Annotated in this window: 21 protein-coding genes; 14 read left to right on the forward strand and 7 right to left on the reverse strand. The window is 71.8% G+C overall.

Annotation, left to right across the window (positions count from 1 at the left end):
• Positions 1 to 12 precede the first annotated feature (12 nt).
• Positions 13 to 729, forward strand: coding sequence for a GH12 family glycosyl hydrolase domain-containing protein (locus tag ACZ6SQ_RS21490; protein WP_469564393.1), 717 nt, complete (start codon positions 13 to 15; stop codon positions 727 to 729).
• 164 nt (positions 730 to 893) lie between these two features.
• Here ACZ6SQ_RS21490 and ACZ6SQ_RS21495 read toward each other — a convergent pair whose 3' ends face one another.
• Both ACZ6SQ_RS21495 and ACZ6SQ_RS21500 read right to left on the reverse strand, forming a co-directional pair.
• Positions 894 to 2936 carry a glycoside hydrolase family 31 protein gene (locus ACZ6SQ_RS21495; RefSeq protein WP_469564397.1) on the reverse strand — a complete coding sequence of 681 codons (2043 nt, stop codon included), beginning with the start codon at positions 2934 to 2936 and terminating at the stop codon, positions 894 to 896.
• Between the two features lie 281 nt (positions 2937 to 3217).
• On the reverse strand, positions 3218 to 4225 hold the full coding sequence (locus tag ACZ6SQ_RS21500; protein WP_469564399.1) for a LacI family DNA-binding transcriptional regulator: 1008 nt from the start codon (positions 4223 to 4225) through the stop codon (positions 3218 to 3220).
• Positions 4226 to 4831: 606 nt separating this feature from the next.
• Between ACZ6SQ_RS21500 and ACZ6SQ_RS21505 the strand changes: the two genes are divergently transcribed.
• The 8 genes from ACZ6SQ_RS21505 (at position 4832) to ACZ6SQ_RS21540 (ending at position 15184) form a co-directional block, all read left to right on the forward strand.
• Positions 4832 to 6769, forward strand: coding sequence for an acyl-CoA dehydrogenase family protein (locus ACZ6SQ_RS21505; RefSeq protein WP_469564402.1), 1938 nt, complete (start codon positions 4832 to 4834; stop codon positions 6767 to 6769).
• Positions 6770 to 6855: 86 nt separating this feature from the next.
• Positions 6856 to 7560 (forward strand): hypothetical protein, encoded by a 705-nt coding sequence (locus ACZ6SQ_RS21510; protein ID WP_469564405.1) that lies wholly within the window; start codon positions 6856 to 6858, stop codon positions 7558 to 7560.
• A 37-nt stretch (positions 7561 to 7597) separates the two neighbouring features.
• Positions 7598 to 8854 (forward strand): 1-deoxy-D-xylulose-5-phosphate reductoisomerase, encoded by a 1257-nt coding sequence (gene dxr, locus ACZ6SQ_RS21515; RefSeq protein ID WP_469564408.1) that lies wholly within the window; start codon positions 7598 to 7600, stop codon positions 8852 to 8854.
• An 8-nt stretch (positions 8855 to 8862) separates the two neighbouring features.
• On the forward strand, positions 8863 to 10155 hold the full coding sequence (locus tag ACZ6SQ_RS21520) for a M50 family metallopeptidase (protein WP_469564484.1): 1293 nt from the start codon (positions 8863 to 8865) through the stop codon (positions 10153 to 10155).
• Between the two features lie 215 nt (positions 10156 to 10370).
• Positions 10371 to 11528: a flavodoxin-dependent (E)-4-hydroxy-3-methylbut-2-enyl-diphosphate synthase gene (gene ispG / locus ACZ6SQ_RS21525; RefSeq protein WP_469564411.1), complete on the forward strand. Its 1158-nt coding sequence runs from the start codon at positions 10371 to 10373 to the stop codon at positions 11526 to 11528.
• Positions 11529 to 11894: 366 nt separating this feature from the next.
• The gene (locus ACZ6SQ_RS21530) at positions 11895 to 12743 is read left to right on the forward strand and encodes a GNAT family N-acetyltransferase (protein WP_469564414.1); all 849 of its coding nucleotides are present in this window, start codon (positions 11895 to 11897) and stop codon (positions 12741 to 12743) included.
• 25 nt (positions 12744 to 12768) lie between these two features.
• Positions 12769 to 13299 (forward strand): GNAT family N-acetyltransferase, encoded by a 531-nt coding sequence (locus ACZ6SQ_RS21535; protein WP_469564417.1) that lies wholly within the window; start codon positions 12769 to 12771, stop codon positions 13297 to 13299.
• A gap of 184 nt (positions 13300 to 13483) precedes the next feature.
• Entirely contained in the window at positions 13484 to 15184 is a 1701-nt protein-coding gene (locus ACZ6SQ_RS21540; RefSeq protein ID WP_469564419.1) for a proline--tRNA ligase, read from the forward strand.
• A 75-nt stretch (positions 15185 to 15259) separates the two neighbouring features.
• Here the strand turns inward: ACZ6SQ_RS21540 and ACZ6SQ_RS21545 are convergent, their stop codons facing one another.
• Both ACZ6SQ_RS21545 and ACZ6SQ_RS21550 read right to left on the reverse strand, forming a co-directional pair.
• Positions 15260 to 15505 carry a hypothetical protein gene (locus tag ACZ6SQ_RS21545; protein ID WP_386377970.1) on the reverse strand — a complete coding sequence of 82 codons (246 nt, stop codon included), beginning with the start codon at positions 15503 to 15505 and terminating at the stop codon, positions 15260 to 15262.
• A gap of 172 nt (positions 15506 to 15677) precedes the next feature.
• Positions 15678 to 16100, reverse strand: a complete 423-nt coding sequence (locus tag ACZ6SQ_RS21550; protein WP_389338032.1) for a helix-turn-helix domain-containing protein — start codon at positions 16098 to 16100, stop codon at positions 15678 to 15680.
• A gap of 518 nt (positions 16101 to 16618) precedes the next feature.
• On the opposite strand from ACZ6SQ_RS21550, the gene ACZ6SQ_RS21555 reads away from it, so the two are divergent.
• The 4 genes from ACZ6SQ_RS21555 to ACZ6SQ_RS21570 are packed head-to-tail and all read left to right on the forward strand — an operon-like array spanning position 16619 to position 19185.
• Positions 16619 to 17239, forward strand: coding sequence for an RNA polymerase sigma factor (locus ACZ6SQ_RS21555; RefSeq protein WP_469564422.1), 621 nt, complete (start codon positions 16619 to 16621; stop codon positions 17237 to 17239).
• Positions 17236 to 18069, forward strand: coding sequence for a BN159_2729 family protein (locus ACZ6SQ_RS21560; RefSeq protein ID WP_469564425.1), 834 nt, complete (start codon positions 17236 to 17238; stop codon positions 18067 to 18069). Before ACZ6SQ_RS21555 ends, ACZ6SQ_RS21560 begins: the two co-directional genes overlap by 4 nt.
• On the forward strand, positions 18066 to 18737 hold the full coding sequence (locus ACZ6SQ_RS21565; RefSeq protein ID WP_469564427.1) for a WhiB family transcriptional regulator: 672 nt from the start codon (positions 18066 to 18068) through the stop codon (positions 18735 to 18737). Before ACZ6SQ_RS21560 ends, ACZ6SQ_RS21565 begins: the two co-directional genes overlap by 4 nt.
• A gap of 52 nt (positions 18738 to 18789) precedes the next feature.
• Entirely contained in the window at positions 18790 to 19185 is a 396-nt protein-coding gene (locus tag ACZ6SQ_RS21570) for a hypothetical protein (RefSeq protein WP_469564430.1), read from the forward strand.
• A gap of 519 nt (positions 19186 to 19704) precedes the next feature.
• On the opposite strand, the gene ACZ6SQ_RS21575 is transcribed toward ACZ6SQ_RS21570, so the two are convergent.
• The 3 genes from ACZ6SQ_RS21575 to ACZ6SQ_RS21585 all read right to left on the reverse strand — a co-directional run bounded on the left by ACZ6SQ_RS21575 (position 19705) and on the right by ACZ6SQ_RS21585 (position 21706).
• Positions 19705 to 20604 carry an aminoglycoside phosphotransferase family protein gene (locus ACZ6SQ_RS21575; RefSeq protein WP_469564431.1) on the reverse strand — a complete coding sequence of 300 codons (900 nt, stop codon included), beginning with the start codon at positions 20602 to 20604 and terminating at the stop codon, positions 19705 to 19707.
• A 77-nt stretch (positions 20605 to 20681) separates the two neighbouring features.
• A complete protein-coding gene (locus tag ACZ6SQ_RS21580; protein WP_469564434.1) occupies positions 20682 to 21143 on the reverse strand; it encodes a ferritin-like domain-containing protein in 462 nt (153 codons plus the stop codon).
• Positions 21140 to 21706, reverse strand: a complete 567-nt coding sequence (locus ACZ6SQ_RS21585; RefSeq protein WP_469564437.1) for a hypothetical protein — start codon at positions 21704 to 21706, stop codon at positions 21140 to 21142. Before ACZ6SQ_RS21585 ends, ACZ6SQ_RS21580 begins: the two co-directional genes overlap by 4 nt.
• A gap of 324 nt (positions 21707 to 22030) precedes the next feature.
• Between ACZ6SQ_RS21585 and rimP the strand changes: the two genes are divergently transcribed.
• The gene (gene rimP, locus ACZ6SQ_RS21590; protein ID WP_469564439.1) at positions 22031 to 22540 is read left to right on the forward strand and encodes a ribosome maturation factor RimP; all 510 of its coding nucleotides are present in this window, start codon (positions 22031 to 22033) and stop codon (positions 22538 to 22540) included.
• Positions 22541 to 22542: the final 2 nt, after the last annotated feature.

A 22542-nucleotide genomic window follows, 5' to 3' on the forward strand; every position in this document is an offset into this window, starting at 1 on the left:
GGAAGGGACACCATGGCACTCCGCAACCGAGGTCGGTTCCTGACCGCCCTGCTGGCCCCGGCCCTCGCCCTCGGCGCCACCGTCGGCCTCGCCGCCGCCCCCGCCCGGGCCGCCGTCTGGTCCACCTGCGACCAGTGGGGCAACACCACGCTGAACGGCTACACCCTCTACAACAACATCTGGGGATCCGGCGCCGGCAGCCAGTGCGCATGGGCCAACTCCGGCACCAGCTGGGGCGCCTGGGCCGACCACCCGAACACCGGCGGCATCAAGTCGTACCCCAACTCCAAGAAGGTGATCAACAGGACGATCGCCTCCCTGGGCTCGCTGACCAGCAGCTACAACGTCACCGTCCCGTCCTCCGGCGCGTACAACACCTCGTACGACATCTGGGACACCGACTACGACTACGAGATCATGCTCTGGGTGAACTACAACGGCGCCGTCGGCCCCCTCGGCACCAGCCAGGGCACTCTCACCCTCGGCTCCCACACCTGGACCGTCTACAAGGGCACCAACGGCGTCAACCAGGTGTTCTCCTTCCTGCGCACCTCGGACTCGACCTCCGGCACCGTGGACATCAGGGCGATCCTCAGGTGGATCGCCGACACCAAGGGCTGGATGTCGAGCGGCGAGACCATCGGCGACGTCCAGTTCGGCTACGAGATCACCTCGTCGTCCGGCGGCCTGGACTTCATCACCAACAACCTGACCGTCAGCAGCAGCTGACCTCACCAACAACCTCACGGTCAGCGGGAGTTGACCAGGCGAGAGACGCGCGTGGGGGGGGGGGGGCCCCCCCCCCACCCCCCCCCCACCCCCCCCCCCCCCCCCCCCCTCCCCCCCCCCCCCCCCCCCCCCCCCCCCCCCCCCCCCCCCACCTCACCGCACGGCTACTCCGCTACGGGCAGCCGTGCCCCGTCCCGCAGGAACAGCGGGACGCGGTCCAGCGGGGCGTCGACCGCGACGGCCGCACCGCCCTCGTACACGGCACCCGTCCACGCGTCCGTCCAGCGCGCCCCCGCGGGGAGGTAGGCCGTGCGGGTGGTCGCCCCCGCGGTCAGCACCGGCGCGACGAGCAGGTCCCGGCCGAGCAGATAGGCGTCGTCCACCGACCAGGCCGCCGGGTCCCGGGGGAACTCCAGGAACAGCGGCCGCAGCACCGGCAGCCCCTCCTCGTGGGCCTCCCGCATGACCCGGAGGACGTAGGGCCGCAGCCGTTCGCGCAGCCGCAGGTACTTCTCCATGATCGCCCCGGCCTCCTCGCCGTACGACCAGACCTCGTTGGGGCCGCCGGTCATGTCCGGGCCCAGTTCCATGCCCGGGTCGCGGAAGCCGTGCAGGCGCATCAGCGGGGACAGCGTGCCGAACTGGAACCAGCGGATCATGACCTCGCGGTAGGCCGGGTCGTCCGGGTCGCCGCCGTGGAAGCCGCCGATGTCGGTGTTCCACCACGGGATGCCGGACAGGGCGGTGTTGAGTCCGGCGGCGATCTGCCGGCGCAGGGTCGCGAAGTCGGTGCCGATGTCACCCGACCACAGGGCGGCCCCGTAGCGCTGACTGCCCGCCCACGCCGACCGGTTGAGGGTGATGACCTCCGACTCGCCCTCCGCGAGGAGCCCCTCGTGGAAGGCGCGGGAGTTCTCCGCCGGGTACAGGTTGCCCACCTCCAGGCCGGGGCCCGCCCAGTAGCGCAGGTTCTCCGGGAAGCCGGGCTTCAGCTCGGGCTCGCAGGCGTCCAGCCAGAAGGCCGTGATGCCGTACGGACGCAGGTAGTTGTCCCGTATCTTCGACCACACGAACTCCCGTGCCTCGGGGTTGGTGGCGTCGTAGAACGCGACCTGGACGGTGGAGGCGACCTCCTTGTCCGGCCAGTCGGCGTGCGCCAGCGGCCCGTACTGGGTGCCGATGAAGTAGCCGCGCTGCTCCATGACCGGGTGGTTCTCGCTCAGCGGTGACACCGACGGCCAGACGCTGACCACCAGCTTGACGCCCAGCTCGTCCAGTTCGCGGACCATCGCCGCCGGGTCGGGCCACTCCTCCGGGTCGAACTTCCACTCGCCCAGATGCGTCCAGTGGAAGAAGTCGCACACGATGACGTCCAGGGGCAGGCCCCGGCGCCGGTACTCCCGCGCCACCTCGAGCAGTTCGTCCTGGGTGCGGTAGCGCAGCTTGCACTGCCAGAACCCCGCCGCCCACTCCGGCAGCATCGGCGTGCGGCCGGTGACCGCGCTGTAGCGGCGCTGGGCGTCGGCGGGGTCTCCCGCGGTGATCCAGTAGTCGATCTGGCGGGCCGAGTCGGCGACCCAGCGCGTGCCGTTGTGCGCCAGCTCCACGCGGCCGATCGCCGGGTTGTTCCACAGCAGGGTGTAGCCGCGGCTGGAGGTCAGCACCGGGATGGTGACCTCGGCGTTGCGCTGCACCAGGTCCAGGACCAGGCCCTTCTGGTCGAGCCGGCCGTGCTGGTGCTGGCCGAGACCGTACAGCCGCTCGCCCTCGTAGGCGGCGAAGCGCTGCTCCAGGCGGTGGTGGCCGTTGCCCACCGCCGTGTAGAGCCGGGGGCCGGGCCACCAGAAGTGGGCGCGTTCCTCGGCGAGCAGTTCCTCGCCGTCGGCGGTGCGCAGGAAACGGACCATGCCCTCGGCGTCGACCTCGACGGTGAGCGCGCCGACGGTCAGCCGTCCGGTGCCGTCCTCGATCTTGACCGTGGCAGAGGTCTCCGGTGCCTGCTCCAGCAGGGCGCCCGGCAGGCCTTCGAGAACGGGTCCGCCGAGCCGGGCGCGCACCCGGACCGCGTCCGGACCCCACGGCTCGACGCGCACGGTCTCCTGGCGACCGCTCCACTCCAGCGCCCCGTCCCGCTCGCGGAACGTGCCGACGGTGGGGGAGGACTGCGCGAGGCTGACCTTGGGCTGGATCTCGGCAGGCTGAATCACGAGGCGTACTCCTGGATGAGGACAGGGGGATGCCGCCCCCGAAGGGGTCGCACCGAAGACCTGCGGAAGACGTACGGGCGGTCAGGAAGAGGCCGGACGGACGGAGGGACCGCCGGCGGACGGCACGGCGGACGTACGGGTCGTCGAACAGGGGCCGGAGTGCTGGACAGATGGCCGGACGGCAGCCGGAGTGCCGGACGGGCGGCCGGACGACGGCCCGAGATCTGTGGCGGGCCGCCGGACGACGGCAGGGGGTCTTGTGGCGGGCGGGGTGCGGGCGGTCAGGAGGCGGCGGGGCCCGAGCTGGCCCGGACGGTCAACTCGGGCTCGATCAGAACGACTTCGTCGCCGTCGCGGCCGTCCAGTTTGGCCACCAGCCGCTCCACGGCGTGCCGGCCCATCTCCTGGGCGGGGATGGCGACGGACGTCAGCCGCACCGAGGCCTGGACGGCGACCTGGTCCGGGCAGATAGCCACCACCGACACGTCCTCGGGCACGGCCCGGCCCTGCTGGCGCAGCAGCGCGAGCAGCGGCTCGACGGCCGACTCGTTCTGCACGACGAACCCGGTGGTCGCGGGCCGTTCGTCGAAGACGCGGGCGAGCGTCGACGCCATCGCGTCGTACCCGCCCTCGCACGGCCGGTGCAGCAGCCGTACGCCCAGCTCCCTGGAGCGGGAGCGCAGTCCGTCCAGGGTGCGCTCGGCGAAGCCGGTGTGCCGTTCGTAGACCGCGGGGGCCTCGCCGATCACGGCGACGTCCCGGTGGCCGAGCGTGGCCAGTTGCTCCACGCACAGCGCGCCCGTCGCCGTCCAGTCGAGGTCCACGCAGGTCAGACCGGCGGTGTCGGCGGGCAGTCCGATCAGCACGGACGGCTGGTCGGTGCCGCGCAGCAGCGGCAGTCGGTCGTCCTCCAGTTCGACGTCCATCAGGATCATCGCGTCGGCGAGCCCGCTGCCGGTGACCCGGCGCACGGCGTCGGGGCCCTCCTCGCCGGTGAGCAGGAGGACGTCGTAGCCGTGGAGGCGGGCGGTGGTGGCCACCGCGATGGCGATCTCCATCATCACCGGCACGTACATGTCGGTGCGCAGGGGGATCATCAGCGCGATGATGTTGGACCGCTTGCCGGCCAGCGCGCGGGCTCCCGCGTTCGGGTGGTAGCCCAGCTCCCGGATGCTCTCCTCGACCCGCTGCCGGGTGGTGACGGAGATGGACCGCTTGCCGCTGAGGACATAGCTCACCGTGCTCGCCGACACTCCGGCGTGCTGGGCGACCTCGGCGAGGGTGACCATCCAGCTCTCCCAGCTCTAGTGAAGCGCTTCGACAGTGCGCCTTGCGGACAATGGCGAGTGAGGGTGGTTCGACAGTAGCTCCACGAAGAGTGGGTGTCCATAGGATGTCGAAGCGCTTCGACAGCCTTTTTCCGGCGACGCTCCGGCATCCCGTCGGCATCCCGCCGACAGCCCCGTCCGGCACCGCTCCGGCCGCGGGCGGCGACCGGGGCGCGTACGCGAACCGTCCCCCCGGAAGGACCCCCCACGCAACACTGCGGGCCGCGCCCGCCGGAAGCACCGCGTCGACAGCGCCCCCCGCGACCGGACCCTCCACGACCGGACGAGGGCCCCGCGCCGGACGGCCGCCGCACCCGGTCGGCTTCACCCGGACACTCGTGCGGCGCAAGCCGCCCTGCTGGGGCGAACGCGTCGCCGCCAAGAGGCCGATGCCCGGGGTCCCGCAGGGGTACGGCCCGCCCCGACGTCACCGCATATCGCGCCGACATCGGCCGGACGTCCGCGCGAGGACTGGTGGGGACGTCCGGATTCAGGTACATACGATCCGGTAGCACCGATCGGTAACGCACGGTCCCCAAGATCCCTCTTCGCGGCGAGGTGAGCCTCATGTCCGCAACAACACCGCCACGCACCACCGTCACCGAACGTGAGGCCCGCCAGGTCGCGGAGGCCGCGCGGGAGCAGAACTGGCGCAAGCCGAGCTTCGCCAAGGAACTGTTCCTCGGGCGCCTCCGCCTCGACCTCATCCACCCCCACCCCCTGCCCGCCGCCGACGACGTCCAGCGCGGCGAGGAGTTCCTCGCCAAACTGCGCGACTTCTGCGAGACGGAGATGGACCCGGCGGTCATCGAGCGCGACGCCCGCATCCCCGACGCGGTGATCAACGGGCTCAAGGAACTCGGCGCGCTCGGCATGAAGATCGACCCGAAGTACGGCGGCCTCGGCCTCACCCAGGTCTACTACAACAAGGCCCTCGCCCTCGTAGGCTCGGTCAGTCCCGCCGTCGGCGCCCTGCTCAGCGCCCACCAGTCCATCGGCGTGCCCCAACCGCTGAAGATGTTCGGCACCCAGGAGCAGAAGGACGCCTTCCTGCCGCGCTGCGCCCGCACCGACATCTCCGCCTTCCTGCTCACCGAACCCGACGTCGGCTCCGACCCCGCACGCCTGGCCACCACCGCCGTGCCCGACGGCGACGACGCCTACGTCCTCGACGGCGTCAAGCTGTGGACCACCAACGGCGTCATCGCCGACCTCCTCGTCGTCATGGCCCGGGTGCCGAAGTCCGAGGGGCACAAGGGCGGCATCACCGCGTTCGTCGTGGAGGCCGCCTCCGAGGGCATCACCGTCGAGAACCGCAACGCCTTCATGGGCCTGCGCGGCATTGAGAACGGCGTCACCCGCTTCCACCGGGTCCGCGTACCCGCCGACAACCGCATCGGCCCCGAGGGCTCGGGCCTCAAGATCGCCCTGACCACCCTCAACACCGGGCGGCTGTCCCTGCCCGCCATGTGCGTGGGTGCCGGGAAGTGGTCCCTGAAGATCGCCCGCGAATGGTCCGGGGTCCGCGAGCAGTGGGGCCGTCCCGTTGCCCTGCACGAGGCCGTCGGCTCCAAGATCAGTTTCATCGCGGCCACCACCTTCGCCCTGGAAGCCGTCCTGGACCTGTCCTCGCAGATGGCCGACGAGGACCGCAACGACATCCGCATCGAAGCCGCCCTCGCCAAGCTCTACGGTTCCGAGATGGCCTGCCTCATGGCCGACGAACTCGTCCAGATCCGCGGCGGCCGCGGCTTCGAGACCGCCGAGTCGTTGCGCGCCCGCGGCGAGCGCGCCGTCCCCGCCGAGCAGATGCTGCGCGACCTGCGCATCAACCGCATCTTCGAGGGCTCCACCGAGATCATGCACCTGCTCATCGCCCGTGAGGCCGTCGACGCCCACCTCAGTGTCGCCGGTGACCTCATCGACCCGGAGAAGTCCCTGTCCGACAAGGCGAAGGCGGGCGCGCACGCCGGCGTCTTCTACGCCAAGTGGCTCCCGAAACTCGTCGCGGGCCCCGGCCAGCTCCCCGCCTCCTACGGCGACTTCCGCCACGAGACCGACCTCTCCGGCCATCTGCGCTACGTCGAACGCCACGCCCGCAGACTCGCCCGCTCCACCTTCTACGGCATGTCCCGCTGGCAGGGCCGCATGGAGACCAAGCAGGGCTTCCTCGGCCGGATCGTCGACATCGGCGCCGAACTCTTCGCCATGAGCGCCGCCTGCGTCCGCGCCGAACTCCTGCGCGCCCGGGACGAGAACGGCCGCGAGGCCTACCAGCTCGCCGACGCCTTCTGCCGCCAGGCCCGCATCCGCGTCGACGCGCTCTTCCACCGCCTGTGGGCCAACACCGACGACAACGACCGCGAGATCGTCAGAGCCGTCCTCGACGGCAGCCACGTGTGGCTGGAGGCGGGCATCGTCGACCCGTCCGGCGACGGCCCGTGGATCGCCGACGCCTCGCCCGGCCCCTCGACCGGCGAGAACGTCCACCGCCGGATCCGCTGAGAGCCCCGCCCCGCGCTCGGACCCGTTCCGGATGTCGGACAGAATCGGCCGACATCCGATCAACGGAAGACGAACACGGGGCGGGAATGAAGACAACGAGGTTCGGCCGGGCGACGGCGGCCGCACTCACGACAGCCGTGCTCCTCGCGACGGCGGCCTGCGGCGGCGACGAGTCCGCCGCGGGCGACGAGGGCCCTGCGCCGCTCACCGAGACCCAGCTCCTGGCCGCGGCCCTCGCCGAGGGCGACATCGGTGCGTACACCTCGGAGGAGCCCTACGGCGAGGACGGCCCCCTCAGCGACATCTACACCGCCCGCCCCGAGGTCTGCCAGCCGCTGGTCAGCCTCGCCGAGGGAGCCACACCGCACGACGCCACCGCAGAGATCGCCCGGGACGTGTCGGACCCGAACGCAGAGCCGGGCGTCGACATCGACCTGCGGCTGCGCTCCTACACCGCCGAGGACGCCACCGCCGTGATGAAGGCCTTCGGCGAGGCCGGCGAGAAGTGCGCCGACGGCTTCACCGAGGATCGCGCTCTCGCCGAGGCGAAGGTCCTCCGGGTCGAGACGCTCGAGGCACCCGCCCTGGGCGACGAGGCACTCGCCTTCCGCATCACCATGCAGGACGTCAAGGACGACAGCCTGAAGCTGTACGAGTACCTCACCGTGATCCGCTCCGGCACCACCACCCTCTCCTTCCGCGCGGAGCTGGTCGGCACCGAGGACTTCGGCGGCGTACCGCAGGACGTCGTCGACGCACAGTGGGAGAAGTTCCGCCGCACCACCCCGTGAGCACATCCGGCGTCCGAGTACGGCAAGAATGGGGGGCATGAGCGACAGCCCAGCCCCCCTGGCCGACCCGCACCTCGTCTTCGACCCCGTCGCGGGAGACGGCCCCAAGGACATCGTCGTCCTCGGGTCCACCGGCTCGATCGGCACGCAGGCCATCGACCTGGTCCTGCGCAACCCCGACCGCTTCCGGGTGACCGCCCTGTCCGCCAACGGCGGCCGGGTCGCCCTGCTTGCCGAGCAGGCACGCCGCCTGCGCGTGCGGACCGTCGCGGTGGCCCGCGAGGACGTCCTGCCGGAGCTGCGCGAGGCCCTGGCCGCCGAGTACGGCACGGGCGAGCCGCTCCCCGAGGTCCTGGCCGGTCCCGACGCGGCCACCGAGGCCGCCGCGTCCGACTGCCACACGGTGCTCAACGGCATCACCGGCTCCATCGGCCTCGCCCCGACCCTCGCCGCCCTGGAGGCGGGCCGCACCCTCGCGCTCGCCAACAAGGAATCGCTCATCGTCGGCGGCCCCCTGGTCAAGGAGCGCGCCAAGCCCGGCCAGATCATCCCGGTCGACTCCGAACACGCCGCCCTCTTCCAGGCCCTCGCCGCGGGCACCCGTGCCGACGTCCGCAAGCTCGTCGTCACCGCCTCCGGCGGCCCCTTCCGCGGCCGTACGAAGCAGCAGCTCGCGCACGTCACCGTCGAGGACGCCCTCGCCCACCCGACCTGGGCCATGGGACCGGTGATCACGATCAACTCCGCGACCCTCGTCAACAAGGGCCTGGAGGTCATCGAGGCGCACCTGCTCTACGACATTCCCTTCGACCGCATTGAGGTCGTCGTCCATCCCCAGTCGTATGTTCACTCGATGGTGGAGTTCACGGACGGATCGACCCTGGCGCAGGCCACGCCCCCCGACATGCGTGGTCCCATCGCCGTCGGCATCGGCTGGCCCGAGCGCGTGCCCGACGCCGCGCCCGCGTTCGACTGGAGCACGGCCTCGACGTGGGAGTTCTTCCCGCTCGACAACGAGGCCTTCCCCTCCGTGAACCTCGCCCGGCACGTGGGCGAGCTCGCGGGCACCGCCCCGGCGGTGTTCAATGCCGCCAACGAGGAGTGCGTGGAGGCCTTCCGGGCCGGCGCGCTGCCCTTCAACGGGATCATGGAGACCGTAACCCGGGTCGTCGAGGAGCACGGCACCCCGGCGACGGGAACCTCACTGACCGTGTCGGACGTCCTCGAAGCGGAGACCTGGGCCCGCGCACGCGCCCGGGAACTGACGGCACAGACGGCGGAGGCCCGTGCATGACGACCCTGATGTTCATCCTCGGCATAGTGGTCTTCGCGGTGGGCCTGCTCTTCTCGATCGCGTGGCACGAGCTGGGCCACCTGTCCACGGCCAAGATGTTCGGCATCCGGGTGCCGCAGTACATGGTCGGCTTCGGCCCCACCATCTGGTCGAGGAACAAGGGCGAGACCGAGTACGGCATCAAGGCGATCCCGTTCGGCGGCTACATCCGCATGATCGGCATGTTCCCGCCCGGCCCCGACGGCAGGCTGGAGGCCCGCTCCACCTCCCCGTGGCGCGGCATGATCGAGGACGCCCGCTCGGCCGCCTTCGAGGAGCTCAAGCCGGGTGACGAGACCCGCCTCTTCTACACGCGCAAGCCGTGGAAGCGGGTCATCGTGATGTTCGCGGGCCCCTTCATGAACCTCATCCTGGCCTTCGGACTGTTCCTCACCGTGCTGATGGGCTTCGGCATCACCCAGCAGACCACCACCGTCAGCTCGGTCTCCCCCTGCGTCATCGCGCAGAGCGAGAAGCGCGACGAGTGCCAGAAGGCCGACCCCGCATCCCCGGCCTCGGCCGCGGGCATGAAGGCCGGCGACAAGATCGTCGCCTTCGACGGCGCCCGGATCGACGAGTGGAACACGCTCTCCGACCGCATCCGCGAGAGCGCCGGCAAGAACGTGGAGATCGTCGTCGACCGCGGCGGCCGCGAGGTCACCCTGCACGCCGAGATCGCCACCAACCTGGTCGCCAAGAAGGACTCCTCCGGGGCCTACGTCCAGGGCGAGTACATCAAGGCCGGCTTCCTCGGCTTCAGCGCCGCCGAGGGGGTCGTCACGCTGGGCCTCGGAGACTCCGTGACCTGGATGGGCGACCGCGTCGGCGACGCGGTGGACTCCCTGGTCGCCCTGCCGTCCAAGATCCCCGCCCTGTGGGACGCCGCCTTCGGCGACGGACCGCGTGAGCAGGACTCCCCGATGGGCATCGTCGGCGCGGCCCGGGTCGGCGGCGAGATCGCCACCCTCGACATCCCGGCCTCCCAGCAGCTCGCGATGTTCGTCTTCCTGCTGGCCGGTTTCAACCTCTCGCTGTTCCTGTTCAACATGCTCCCGCTGCTCCCCCTGGACGGCGGCCATATCGCCGGCGCCCTCTGGGAGTCCCTGCGCCGCACCACCGCCAAGGTCCTGCGTCGCCCCGACCCCGGCCCCTTCGACGTGGCCAAGCTGATGCCGGTCGCCTATGTGGTCGCCGGAGTCTTCGTCTGCTTCACGCTGCTCGTCCTGGTCGCGGACCTGGTGAACCCGGTGCGTATCTCGTAGGACAGAGGCAGGACACCCGCGGTTCACGGCGGCCGGGCACCCTGGGTGTCCGGCCGCCTTCCATCGGGTGGTCCGGCCGTGACGCGGGTCCCTCTGTCGGGCGCATTCGAGGCGGGGGCGTGATCCGGCCGCGCGGCGTGCCGTAATCTCGAAGCCTGGAGCCCGCCGCAGATACGGGTCCGGACCTTGATCCACGACTTGGGGTTGCACAGCAGATGACTGCGATTTCTCTCGGCATGCCGTCCGTTCCGACCAAGCTCGCCGAGCGCCGGAAGAGTCGGCAGATCCAGGTCGGCTCCGTGGCGGTCGGCGGGGACGCCCCCGTGTCGGTCCAGTCGATGACGACGACCCGCACGTCCGACATCGGCGCCACGCTCCAGCAGATCGCCGAGCTGACCGCGTCCGGCTGCCAGATCGTCCGGGTCGCCTGTCCCACCCAGGACGACGCCGACGCCCTCGCGACGATCGCCCGCAAGTCGCAGATCCCGGTCATCGCCGACATCCACTTCCAGCCGAAGTACGTCTTCGCGGCCATCGAGGCCGGCTGTGCCGCGGTCCGCGTGAACCCCGGCAACATCAAGCAGTTCGACGACCAGGTCGAGGAGATCGCCAAGGCGGCGAAGGAGCACGGCACGCCGATCCGCATCGGCGTGAACGCGGGCTCGCTCGACCGGCGCCTGCTCCAGAAGTACGGCAAGGCCACGCCGGAGGCGCTCGTCGAGTCGGCGCTGTGGGAGGCCTCCCTCTTCGAGGAGCACGACTTCCGCGACATCAAGATCTCGGTCAAGCACAACGACCCGGTGATCATGATCGAGGCGTACAAGCAGCTCGCCGCCCAGTGCGACTACCCGCTGCACCTCGGTGTGACCGAGGCGGGCCCCGCCTTCCAGGGCACCATCAAGTCGGCCGTCGCCTTCGGCGCCCTGCTCTCCCAGGGCATCGGCGACACCATCCGGGTCTCGCTGAGCGCGCCGCCGGCCGAGGAGGTCAAGGTCGGCCTCCAGATCCTGGAGTCCCTCAACCTCAAGCAGCGCGGCCTGGAGATCGTCTCCTGCCCGTCCTGCGGCCGTGCCCAGGTCGACGTCTACAAGCTGGCCGAAGAGGTCACCGCCGGCCTCACCGGCATGGAGGTCCCGCTCCGCGTCGCCGTCATGGGCTGCGTCGTCAACGGACCCGGCGAGGCCCGCGAGGCCGACCTCGGCGTCGCCTCCGGCAACGGCAAGGGCCAGATCTTCGTCAAGGGCGAGGTCATCAAGACCGTCCCCGAGTCCAAGATCGTGGAGACCCTCATCGAGGAAGCGATGAAGCTCGCCGAGCAGATGGAAGCCGAAGGCACCCCGTCCGGCGAACCCACCATCTCAGTAACCGACTGACCCACCACCTCCCAAGGGGCGCGGGGAACGCCGCAAACCCCACCACGAACGGGAAGCTGCCCACAACCCCCACCACCTCGCAAGGGGCGCGGGGAACGGCGCAAATCCCACGACGGACGGGAAGCGGCCCACTACCCGCACCGCCTCAAGGGGCGCGGGGAACTGCGCAAACCCACGACGGACAGGAACCCGCCCACCCGACCCCGCCCCCCCAACCACCCAAGGGGCCGCGGGGAACGGCGCAACCACCCCGCCGCACGGAACGCCGCCAACCCACAACAACCCCCCAAACCGGACACCCCACCGCCCAGCCCGCGCAGCTATAGTGCGGAGGATCGGCAGCAACCCCAGCGTGAGGCCCCGCACGTGTTGACCCAGACCACCTCCCGGGTCCTCGAACCGAGTGACCTGGCCGCCGCACTCACCGTGCTGGACACGGACCCCGTGGCCAACGCCTTCGTCACATCCCGCGTCCGAGTCGCCGGCCTGGACCCCTGGCGCCTCGGCGGCGAGATGTGGGGCTGGTACGAGGACGGCATGCTCACGTCCCTCTGCTACGCGGGCGCCAACCTCGTCCCCATCTGCGCCACCCCCCGTGCGATCCGCGCCTTCGCCGACCGCGCCCGCCGGGCCGGCCGCCGCTGCTCCTCGATCGTCGGCCCCGCCGAGTCCACCGCCGAACTGTGGCGCCTGCTCGAACCCCACTGGGGCCCGGCCCGCGACGTACGGTCCAGGCAGCCGCTCATGGTCACCGACCGCATGCCCGACGACATCGCCCCGGACCCCGGCGTCCGGCGCGTCCGCAAGGACGAGATGGAGACGATCATGCCGGCCTGCGTGGCCATGTTCACCGAGGAGGTCGGCGTCTCCCCGCTGGCCGGCGACGGCGGCCTGCTCTACCAGGCCCGCGTCGCGGAACTCGTCGGCACCGGCCGTTCCTTCGCCCGCGTCGACGACGAGGGCAAGGTCGTGTTCAAGGCGGAGATCGGCGCCGCCACGGAACACGCCTGTCAGATCCAGGGCGTCTGGGTCGCCCCCGAGTACCGCGGCAAGGGCATCGCGGCCCCCGGCATGGCGGCGGTCCTCCAGTACGCCCTCGCGGACGTCGCCCCCGTCGTCAGCCTGTACGTCAACGACTTCAACACGGCGGCGAGAAGGACGTACAAGAGGGTGGGCTTCGAGGAAGTGGGCGCGTTCATGAGCGTGCTTTTCTAGAGAATCACCCCTGTAGGCTCCGGTCATGGACCTCGTCTTCAGCCCCTTGGACCTCGCGGCGCACGTCGACGAGGCCCTGGCGGTCCAGGCCCTCGCCTTCGGCCTGGACCGGGACGAGGTCGCCGTACGCCGCCAGATCATCCTGCGGCACATGACCTACCCGGGCGCCCGGGCCCTCGGCGCGACTGTCGGACCGCACCTCGCCGGCTTCGTCTACGGCATGCCGAACGACCGGACGCACTGGTGGTCCACGGTCGTGGAGCCCTATCTGCGCGCCCAGGACAACGAGACCTGGCTCGACGGCTCCTTCGTGATCACCGAGCTCCATGTCCACCCGTCGTACCAGAACCGCGGCATCGGCCGGACCCTGATCACCCGGATCACCGACAGCGCCGACGAACCGCGCAGCATCCTCTCCGCGATCGACACCGACAGCCCCGCCCGCGGCCTCTACCACTCCCTCGGCTACGTCGACCTCGCCCGCCGAGTGGTCTTCCCGAGCGCCCCCCGCCCCTACGCCGTAATGGGCGCCCCCCTGCCCCTCCGCCGTCGATAGGGGCTGCCGTTCGGATCATGTCGGCGTCGGTGGGTGTGGTGCGCACCCCGCTCGGAGTCGGCCGCACGGTGCTGCCCCTTATGGCCGACCTGATCCAAACGGCAGCCCCTAACCGATTTCCGCCGCCCCCCGCCGCCCGGCTAACCTCCTTGCCATCACCCTTAATGGCAGGAGTACGAGAACCATGGCCAACGCACCGGTCCAGCGCATGTCCCAGTTGATGGCGAAGACGCTGCGCGACGACCCGGCGGACGCCGAGGTCCTCAGCCACAAGCTTCTCGTGCGTGCCGGCTACGTCCGCCGCACCGCCGCCGGTATCTGGAGCTGGCTGCCCCTCGGCAAGAAGGTCCTCGCCAACGTCGAGCGCATCGTCCGCGAGGAGATGGACGCCATCGGCGCCCAGGAGGTCTCCCTCCCCGCGCTCCTGCCGCGCGAGCCGTACGAGGCGACCGGCCGCTGGGACGAGTACGGCCAGGAACTGTTCCGCCTGAAGGACCGCAAGGGCGGCGACTACCTCCTCGGCCCGACCCACGAGGAGATCTTCACCCTGCTGGTCAAGGACCAGTGCTCGTCCTACAAGGACCTGCCGGTCATCCTGTACCAGATCCAGACGAAGTTCCGCGACGAGGCCCGCCCCCGGGCCGGCATCCTGCGCGGCCGTGAGTTCCTGATGAAGGACTCGTACTCCTTCGATCTGGAGGACGAGGGCCTCGCCCAGTCCTACGCCCGGCACCGCGAGGCCTACAAGCGCGTCTTCGAGCGTCTCGGCCTCGACTACCGCATCGTCGCAGCCACCGCCGGTGCCATGGGCGGTTCGAAGTCCGAGGAGTTCCTGGCCCCGGCCGAGGCCGGCGAGGACACCTTCGCCGACTGCCCGAACTGCGACTTCGCCGCCAACACCGAGGCGATCTCCTACGAGCTCCAGCCGGTCGACGGCTCCGCCGTCGCGGCCGCCGAGGAGATCCCCACCCCCGACACCCCGACCATCGAGACCCTCGCCGCCCATCTCGGCGTCCCGGCCTCCGCCACGCTGAAGAACCTCCTGGTGAAGGTCGACGGGGAGATCGTCGCCGTGGGCGTGCCCGGTGACCGCGAGGTCGACCTGGGCAAGGTCGAGGAGCACTTCGCCCCGGCGTCCGTCGAGATGGTCACCGAGGCCGACTTCGCCGAGCGCGGCGACCTGGTCCGTGGCTACGTCGGCCCGCAGGGCCTGGACAAGGTGAAGTACCTCGCCGACCCGCGCGTGGCCCCCGGCACCTCGTGGATCACCGGCGCGAACAAGGAGGGGACGCACGCGAAGAACGTCGTCGCGGGCCGTGACTTCGAGGTCGACGAGTACGTCGACGTCGTGGTCGTGCAGGAGGGCGACCCCTGCCCGAAGTGCGGCACCGGCCTGAAGCTGGACCGCGCCATCGAGATCGGCCACATCTTCCAGCTCGGCCGCAAGTACGCCGATGCCCTCAAGCTCGACGTCCTCGGCCAGAACGGCAAGCCGGTCCGGGTCACCATGGGCTCCTACGGCATCGGCGTCTCCCGCGCGGTCGCGGCCCTCGCCGAGCAGACCGCCGACGACAAGGGCCTGTGCTGGTCCGCCGAGGTCGCCCCGGCCGACGTCCATGTCGTCGCCGCCGGCAAGGCCCTCCAGACCGAACTGGCCCTCGACGTCTCGGAGAAGCTCTCCGCGGCGGGTCTGCGCGTGCTGGTGGACGACCGGGCCGGCGTGTCGCCGGGTGTGAAGTTCACGGACTCCGAGCTGATCGGCGTACCGAAGATCCTGGTCGCGGGCCGCCGCGCGGGCGAGGGTGTCGTCGAGCTCAAGGACCGCAGGACGGGTGAGCGCGAGGAGCTGACCGTCGAAGAGGCGATCGCCCGCCTGACCGCCTGATCCGAAGGTCCGGACGAGACCGCCGCGGTGCCTGCGCCCCGCGGCGGTCTCTTCCGTTGTGGCCCGCCCTCGCCGTCAGCAGGCCTGCGCGGCGACGGCGCGGGCGAGGAGTTCGGCGGGCAGCTTCACCCGCATGCCGCAATAACACAGGAGAACGTTGCCGGTTCCCTCAGGCGCGCCCAGATCGATCGTGAGCAGGGCGCGCAGCTCCCGGATCACGTCGAGAAGGTGGGAGCCGCCTGCGACGAGGACACTGACCTCGTCCGGGTCCCAGACGACCATGGTTGGCAGATCGGTCGCTACGCGGACGTGGATGCACACAACTGTCTCCCCAGGATGCACAACGCGCTGCAGTGATCCGCTCCGGGAGGTCAGCGGGTGACTGATGGTACCGGGGCCTGTGTGTACAGATGGGTGTTTTCGGCAGATCCGTTCGAGGCCGCCCATAGACGCATATGCCTGGAACCGTCGGCTCCGCGGTACTGCCGGGGTGTCAGCCGATCCGGCTGACCTGGAGCATCGCCTCGGCGTCCTTGAGCAGCGCCCGCTGACGCGCTTCTGGCAATTGCCGGTAGAGCTTGAGCAGTCTCGCCTCGCGCTCGTCCCGGTTGGGGCCGGGGACGGGCCGGCCGACGGCTTCGAAGAACTCGCGGGGGGTGGTCCGCACGCCCCACTGCCGGAAGACCTCGACCATGGCGCGCAGGCGCTCGGGGTCGATGCGTGAGGTGCCGCGGGTGCGGTTCATCCACGCGTTCAGGGTTGGATACGAGATGCCCGCCTGGGCCGCCAGGTCCTTCTGGGTCCTGCCCTGGGCCCCGGAGAGCAGTCTGGTGAGCAGATCGGCCAGGTCCTCGCCCTGGTGCGGTGGGTCGTCGCCGGCCTGCGGCTCTGTGGGGGGTGTCGGCTCGCTGGTCACACGTCAGAGCATCCGGCATGGATATCTACATGCGCAAGTAGATTGCAGATTGATGACATGACCCGGGTGTGCGCCCCGGAGTGTTCGAGTGGCGGGTATGTGCCGCTGCGCCTCCCTGTGCGCCGCCCTGGTGCGACTGCCGGGCGGGCCGGTGATGAAGCCTTGTGCGAGGCCCTGTGGCGCCTCTCGTAGCGCCCCTTCCGGCGCCCGTTATGGCACCTCTTGCGGCGTCGGTCGGGCCCGCTCCTTGCGGTCCGTGAGCGGCTTGACACTATCTGCATCTACGTGAAGACTGTAGATAACTCCGGAGGTCGGGGGCCGGCGGACCTTCTCGCCGCCGAGGAACCGGCCGGCGCCCGAGCGGCGCGATGAGTGTGATCCCGTCCCGACACCGCGGATCACTCTCTTTTTACCCATCGAATCTACATCTACACGTATACCGAAGACGGCGAAGACGCCGAAGACATCGCGAGGATCCCCATCCGCACCGCACCCATGACGTCCGAGGAGCACCGACCTTGTCCGCATCGACCCTGTCCGCACAGACCTCGTCCCCCCAGACCGACATCCGGACCGCGCCGATCGGTCCGGAGCCCGCGTTAGTCGCACGGGCCCGCCAGGGCGACCGTGAGGCCTTCGCCCTTCTCTACCGCGAGCACTACCGCGTCGTGTACCGCTATCTGGTGTTCCGCACCCGCGACGGTCACCTGGCCGAGGACCTGGCCCAGGAGGTGTTCGTCCGTGCCCTGCGCGGCATCGGCGGCTTCGCCTGGCAGGGCAGCGCGTTCGCCGCCTGGCTGATCACCATCGCCCGCAACCTCTACCTGGACGAGATCGGCCGCAGCAGCACCCGGCGCGAGACCCTGGTCGCCGAGCCCCGGGACCCTGTGCGCCCGGTCCGCGAAAACGAGTCCCCGCCGCTGCGCGCCCTGGAGGCCGTGGAAGCCTGCGAGGCCGTCCAGCGCGCCCTGCTGACGCTGAGTCCGCCGCAGCGCCACTGCCTCCAACTGCGTTTCCTCGACGAGCTGTCGCCCGAGGAGACGGCTCACGAGATGGGCCGCACCGTCGGCGCCGTACGCGCCCTCACCCACCGCGCGATGCGCCAGCTGCGGTGGACGGTCGGGGCGGTGTCGTTGTGAGCGAGGACCTCTCGGCGGCCGTCGGCACGGTTCCCGCGGCCCTGGCTCCCGTCCCGCACGACCCGGCCGCGACCTCCGCCCGGCCCCTCGGCTCCGCCCATGGGCCGGCCGGCCCGGACCGCTTCACCGCCGCCGTGCTGCACCGGACGTCCGACGGCGGCTGGTCGCGCACCTCTCTCCCCACGGCCGACGGCCGGCCGGACAACGCCGTGCCCACCGACCTCGAGCGCCAGGCCATCGCCTGGGACATCGACTGCCGGCGTGCCCGGCGTGTGGCGCAGTCCGTCGAGCGCGAGGCCGGGCGGCACCCCGGGCTGCTGGCCGTCGACGCCGACGGCGACACCGTGCGGGTGCTGCTCCGCGTCCCGGACCTGGCCGAGTGGGCCAGGTGGCGCGCGTACTTCGGGATCACCGTCGTCAGCGAACTGTCCCGCCCGCACCTCCTCACCGGCGAGGGCCGGCGCCACGGTGTTCGGGTGTCGGTGCTGGGCCGGATCACCGGCGCGTCCGAGACGGCCACGCCCGTGCTCGAAGCCGTCGGGCCGGTGTCCGACGGGACGGCGCCTTTGCCCGACGGTGCCGTGCCCGGGGGAGAGGCTCGGACGAAACGGCTGTTCCGGCTCGGCGGGATCACCTACGACCTCGTGCAGCCGTATCGCGACGCGCACGGTGACATCTGGTACTTCCAGGGGGCGCAGACCGCCGAAGGCATGCCGTTGATGTCGCTGGACGGCCGTCCGGAACGGTGCTCCCTCGCCAATGTGGCCGCCTATGTGGGGCCGTTGACGCCGGTCCGCGCGGCTGGTCAGGCCCGGGGAGCGCGCCGGTGAGTCCGTCCGCCGCCGACGGCCGGGGGTGGGGCTGGGAGCTGGACGCCTCGTGCCGGTTCCAGGACGCGGAGCTCTGGTTCTCCGACCGCACCCGCGACCTGGCCGTCGCCGTCTGCCAGAACTGCCCTGTCCTCCTGCCGTGCCGGGAGACGGTGCTCAAGCGGGAGAAGGGGATGGCCGAGGGCCACCGCGGCGGCATCGTCGCCGGTCTCACCGGACCCCAGCGCTACGCCCTGGAACGGGCCGGGTCCCGGCAGGGCCCGGCGCCGGACACCGAGTCCGCCTCCGGTCCGGTGGGCCGCCCGCGCCGGGAGCCCGCCCCCTGCGGCACCCGGGCGGCCTACCAGCGGCATCTGCGCCTGCAGGAGCCGGTCGACGACGCCTGCCGCGCCGCCAACGCCCGCGGCGCCGGGTTCTACCGCCGCACCGGCTCCACCCGAGCCCAGCCCGGCGGACCCGCGCCGCCCGTTCAGGGCAGTCCGGCCACCGCATCGTCCACCGCACCCGGAGCAGCGCATGTCCGCATCCACCCAGGGCTTCCCGCCCGACGGCCCCGGACCCGGCCGGCCGCGCCCCCTGCAGCGTTCCGCGCGGCGCGCCCGACCGAGTCTCCGCCCCCTTCTCCGACTCCGTCATCTCCTGCGGCGCCCCGCCGCGGCCGGGCGTGAGACGGACCCCCCGTCACGCCTGGAGGACGACCTCGCCGTCTGCCGGCAGGAGGTGACGCGCTGGCAGCTGCACGCGGACTCCTACGCGCAGGAGTCCGGCCGCCTCAGCCGTGAGCGGGCGCACCTGCTGGCCTGGCTGGCGGCCCTCCACCCCGCGAGCGCCGTCATCACCCCGGCCGTCAGGGCCGGGCACCACGGCAGCCTCCGGCTGCGGCTGATGGCCGGCGGGCAGCAGCTGTCATGGGCCGTTCGGCCCGATGACCTCGCGCTGTTCGAGCACGTACCCTTCGCGGAGCCCGCCATGGAACACCCTGTCGGGCCCTGTACCGACGAGCACCCCGAGGAGCCCGGCCCGGACCGAGACGCCCATATCCGCCGGCACACACATCTGCTGGCGATCGAGGGAACCCTGCTCGGCGTTCCCACGCGGCGTCGCGTCGGCCCCTGACAGCCCGGTCCGGGGGACGGACGAGACTCCGGCCGGCAAGCTCGGGAGGCACGCCGGCCGGCCCCGCCGCGCCCTCCGCCACCCGAGAACGGCAGAGGGCGCGGCGCCCTCCCCACCAGGGCCCCGGCGTCCTGACCTCCCCGAGGCCCACCGCCTCAAGAGGCGCGGGGAACGGCGCGAAAACCCCCACGGCCCCGCACCCGAAAGACGAACCCGCGCGACCCGGCAGGGCTCACCACCCCGACGCCCCGCAGCCCCACCGCCTTAAGGGGCGCGGGGAACGGCGCGAGAACCCCCACGGCCCCGCACCCGCCGACGAACGTTGCCCAACCCCGAACCGGTGCAGCCCTCGGCAAAGCTCACCGCGGGGAACTGCGCGAGAACCCCCACGGCCCCGCACCCGCCAACGAACCTTGCCCAACCCCGAACCCGGCGCAGCCCTCGGCAGAGCTCACCGCGGGGAACGGGGGCGAGAAACCCCCACAACCCCGCACCCGCACAACGAACCCGGCCGGAGGCCTACAGCCACCCCGCGAACTCCAACAGAAGATCCGCATCCCCCACCCGCCCGACCCGCCGCGCCCGCACCCCCGACTCCACGGCCCGGAACAGCGTCCACCCCCGCAACCGCTCCTGGTCGACGTCCAGCGACTCGGCGAGCCGCTTCACCCGCCGCCGCGTGGTCGCCGCCCCGGACGGGGACGCGATCAGGTCCTCCACCCGGTCACGCACCAGCCGTGCGAGGTCGAACGCGCACTCGCCGACCACCGGGTCGGGCCCCACGGCCAGCCAAGGCGACCGGTCCGCGGCAAGCACCTTGGACTGCCGGAACGTCCCGTGCAGCAACCGGTGTTCGGGCGCCGAGGTGACCAGTTCCTCACGCACCGCCAGCGCCGCGTCGACGAGGGACACCAGCTCCGCATCGGCGTCCGCACTCGCCCGCATGGCCCGCGCCTGCCGACCCGTGCGCTCGGCGACCGTCTCGAAGGGATGCCCCTCCGGCGGCTCCACCCACAGCCTGCGCAAGGTCCCCGCGGCCTCCAGCAGCGCCTTCGCCTCCGGCAACGACCGCACCGAGACGTCCGGATGCAGCCGCTCCAGCAGCAGCTCACCCTCCGCCGCCCGGTCCTCGAGCAGCTGTACGGCACCCAGCCCGGCCCATTGCGCCAGCGCGGCCCGCTCGCTCAGGGGCCGGGCCCGCTGCGGGGCCAGCTTGAGCACGGCGGGCGTACCGTCGGCCCGGCGCACGAGGACGACGAGGCTGCTGCGGCCGCCCGGCATCTGCACCCGTTCCACGGTCAACTCGCGTAGCGCGACGGCCTGCTGGAGTGCCTCGGGCAGCTTCTCCAGCCAGTCGTCACCGTCCGGCGCGCTCTCACCGAGCGCCCTGACCAGACGCCGCGGCGGTTCGAAAGCCATGCGCGAGTTGTCCTTCCCGTGTCCCCGCGTCCCCGTGTCCGCGTGTGTTCCCGTCGTGCCCGTGTCCCCGTGAAACCTCAGGCCGTGGGCGGCGCCGAGGCCGTCGCCGCCCGCTCGGCGAGCCCAGGGAAGGCTACGCTCCCGCCGCGCCAGCGCACCGCGCGGACCGCCGCCTCCCGCAGCGCCTGCGCGGCGGCGGCCCGGCCCTCGCCGGTGGTGGCCCGCACCAGGTCGGAGTAGACCCCGGCGACGCGGTCCTCCAGCTCGGCGGCGAGCCGTACCGCCGACTCCGAGTCGGTCACCGCGAACGGCAGGGCGTATCCGGGCGCAGCGGGAACCGGCTTGCCGCCCTGGTCGCGCACCTCGCGGACCAGCGTGTCGCGCCGGGCGCGATGGGCGTCGTAGGCGGCGCGGGCCTCGGTGCGGCGGCCCTCGCGGATCCGGGCGCCGACCACGCCGTAGCCGTAGACCGCCGCGTGCTCGGCGGCCAGTGCCGCCTGGAGCGCGGTGAGTCCGGCCTGCTTCGTCGACTCGCTCATGCGGGGCCCTCCGTCGGGGTCCGGGTCAGCAGATACGCGTGCGCGGCCCCGGCGGCGGCCACGGAGGCCAGCAGCCGGGCGAGTTCGCCGGGCATCGCCAGCAGTTCCTGCGCCCGCCGGTCGGCGAGCGCCCGCTCGGCGGCGGCCAGTTCGGCGAGCGCGTCCCTCTCGGTGCCGGGCGGGGGAGCGGACGCGGAGGGCGTGGGCGCCGCCGGGCCCGTCGTGGAGGATGCCGCCGAGGCGGTCGCGGAGGCCTGCGGGGAGCGCCGTACACCGCCGAAGGCCGTCACGTGCCGCACGGCGGTCTCCCGCAGCGGTCCGATCCGGTCCGCCAGCGCGGGGTGGGCCGCGAGGGCGGCGTCGTAGCGAGCCACGATTCCCGCGCTGTCGACGGCGGCACGCGCGCGTGCCCGCTCGGCGAGCGACGGGCTGCCCGCGGTGGCCTCCTCCCGCTCCTCGGGGCCGTCGGTGCATCCGGTCAGCAGCAGGCCGCCCGCGGCCGAGGCGAGCAGGGTTCTTCTGCGCGGCCCCGAGGGGATGCGCGGCGGCGGGGGAAACTGCACGGCAGACGTCCTCGGGAGTCGTACGAACGGATGGACGGGTGGCGGCCCGCCGGTGATCACGGTACCCGCGCACCCACGTGAGCCGTGTCACCGGCTCGACGCCCCCTGGGGGACCTTGCGGACGCCGCGGGACCGCGGTCGCTGGACGCCTCCCCGGGGACCCGGCGGACGCCGCCGGGCCGCGGTCTCCGTCGGTCCCGGCCCCGGCGCTCCGCTCCACCGCCGGGGCAGGACGTGGACGGCAACACACCCTGGGACCCGATACCCTTTGATCAGACACGCGCCCCATCCCACAACAGCACACGCGGCCGAGGAGTCACCCGGATGAGCACCACCCAGAGCGAGAGGCTGCGAGAACTTCTGGAGCCGCTCGTCACCTCCCAGGGCCTTGATCTCGAAGAGATCGCCGTGGACTCGGTCGGACGCAAGCGTGTGCTCCGTGTGGTCGTCGACTCCGACGAGGGCGCCGACCTGGACGCGATCGCCGATGTGAGCCGCGCGCTCTCGGCGAAGCTCGACGAGACCGACGCGATGGGCGACGCGGCCTACGACCTGGAGGTCGGCACCCCGGGCGCGGAGCGCGCGCTCACCGAGCACCGGCACTACGTACGTGCCGTCGACCGGCTCGTGAAGTTCCAGCTCACCGAGGGCGACGAGGTGATCGCCCGGATCCTCACCGTGGACGAGGACGGTCTGGACGTCGAGGTTCCCGGCGTGAAGGGCCGCAAGGCCACCGCCCGCCGGATCGGCTTCCCGGAGATCGCCAAGGCGCGCGTGCAGGTCGAGTTCAACCGCAAGGACAAGAAGGACATGAAGGAAGAGGAGGAGGCGTAGCC

This window comes from Streptomyces sp. NPDC048600, assembly GCF_055587025.1.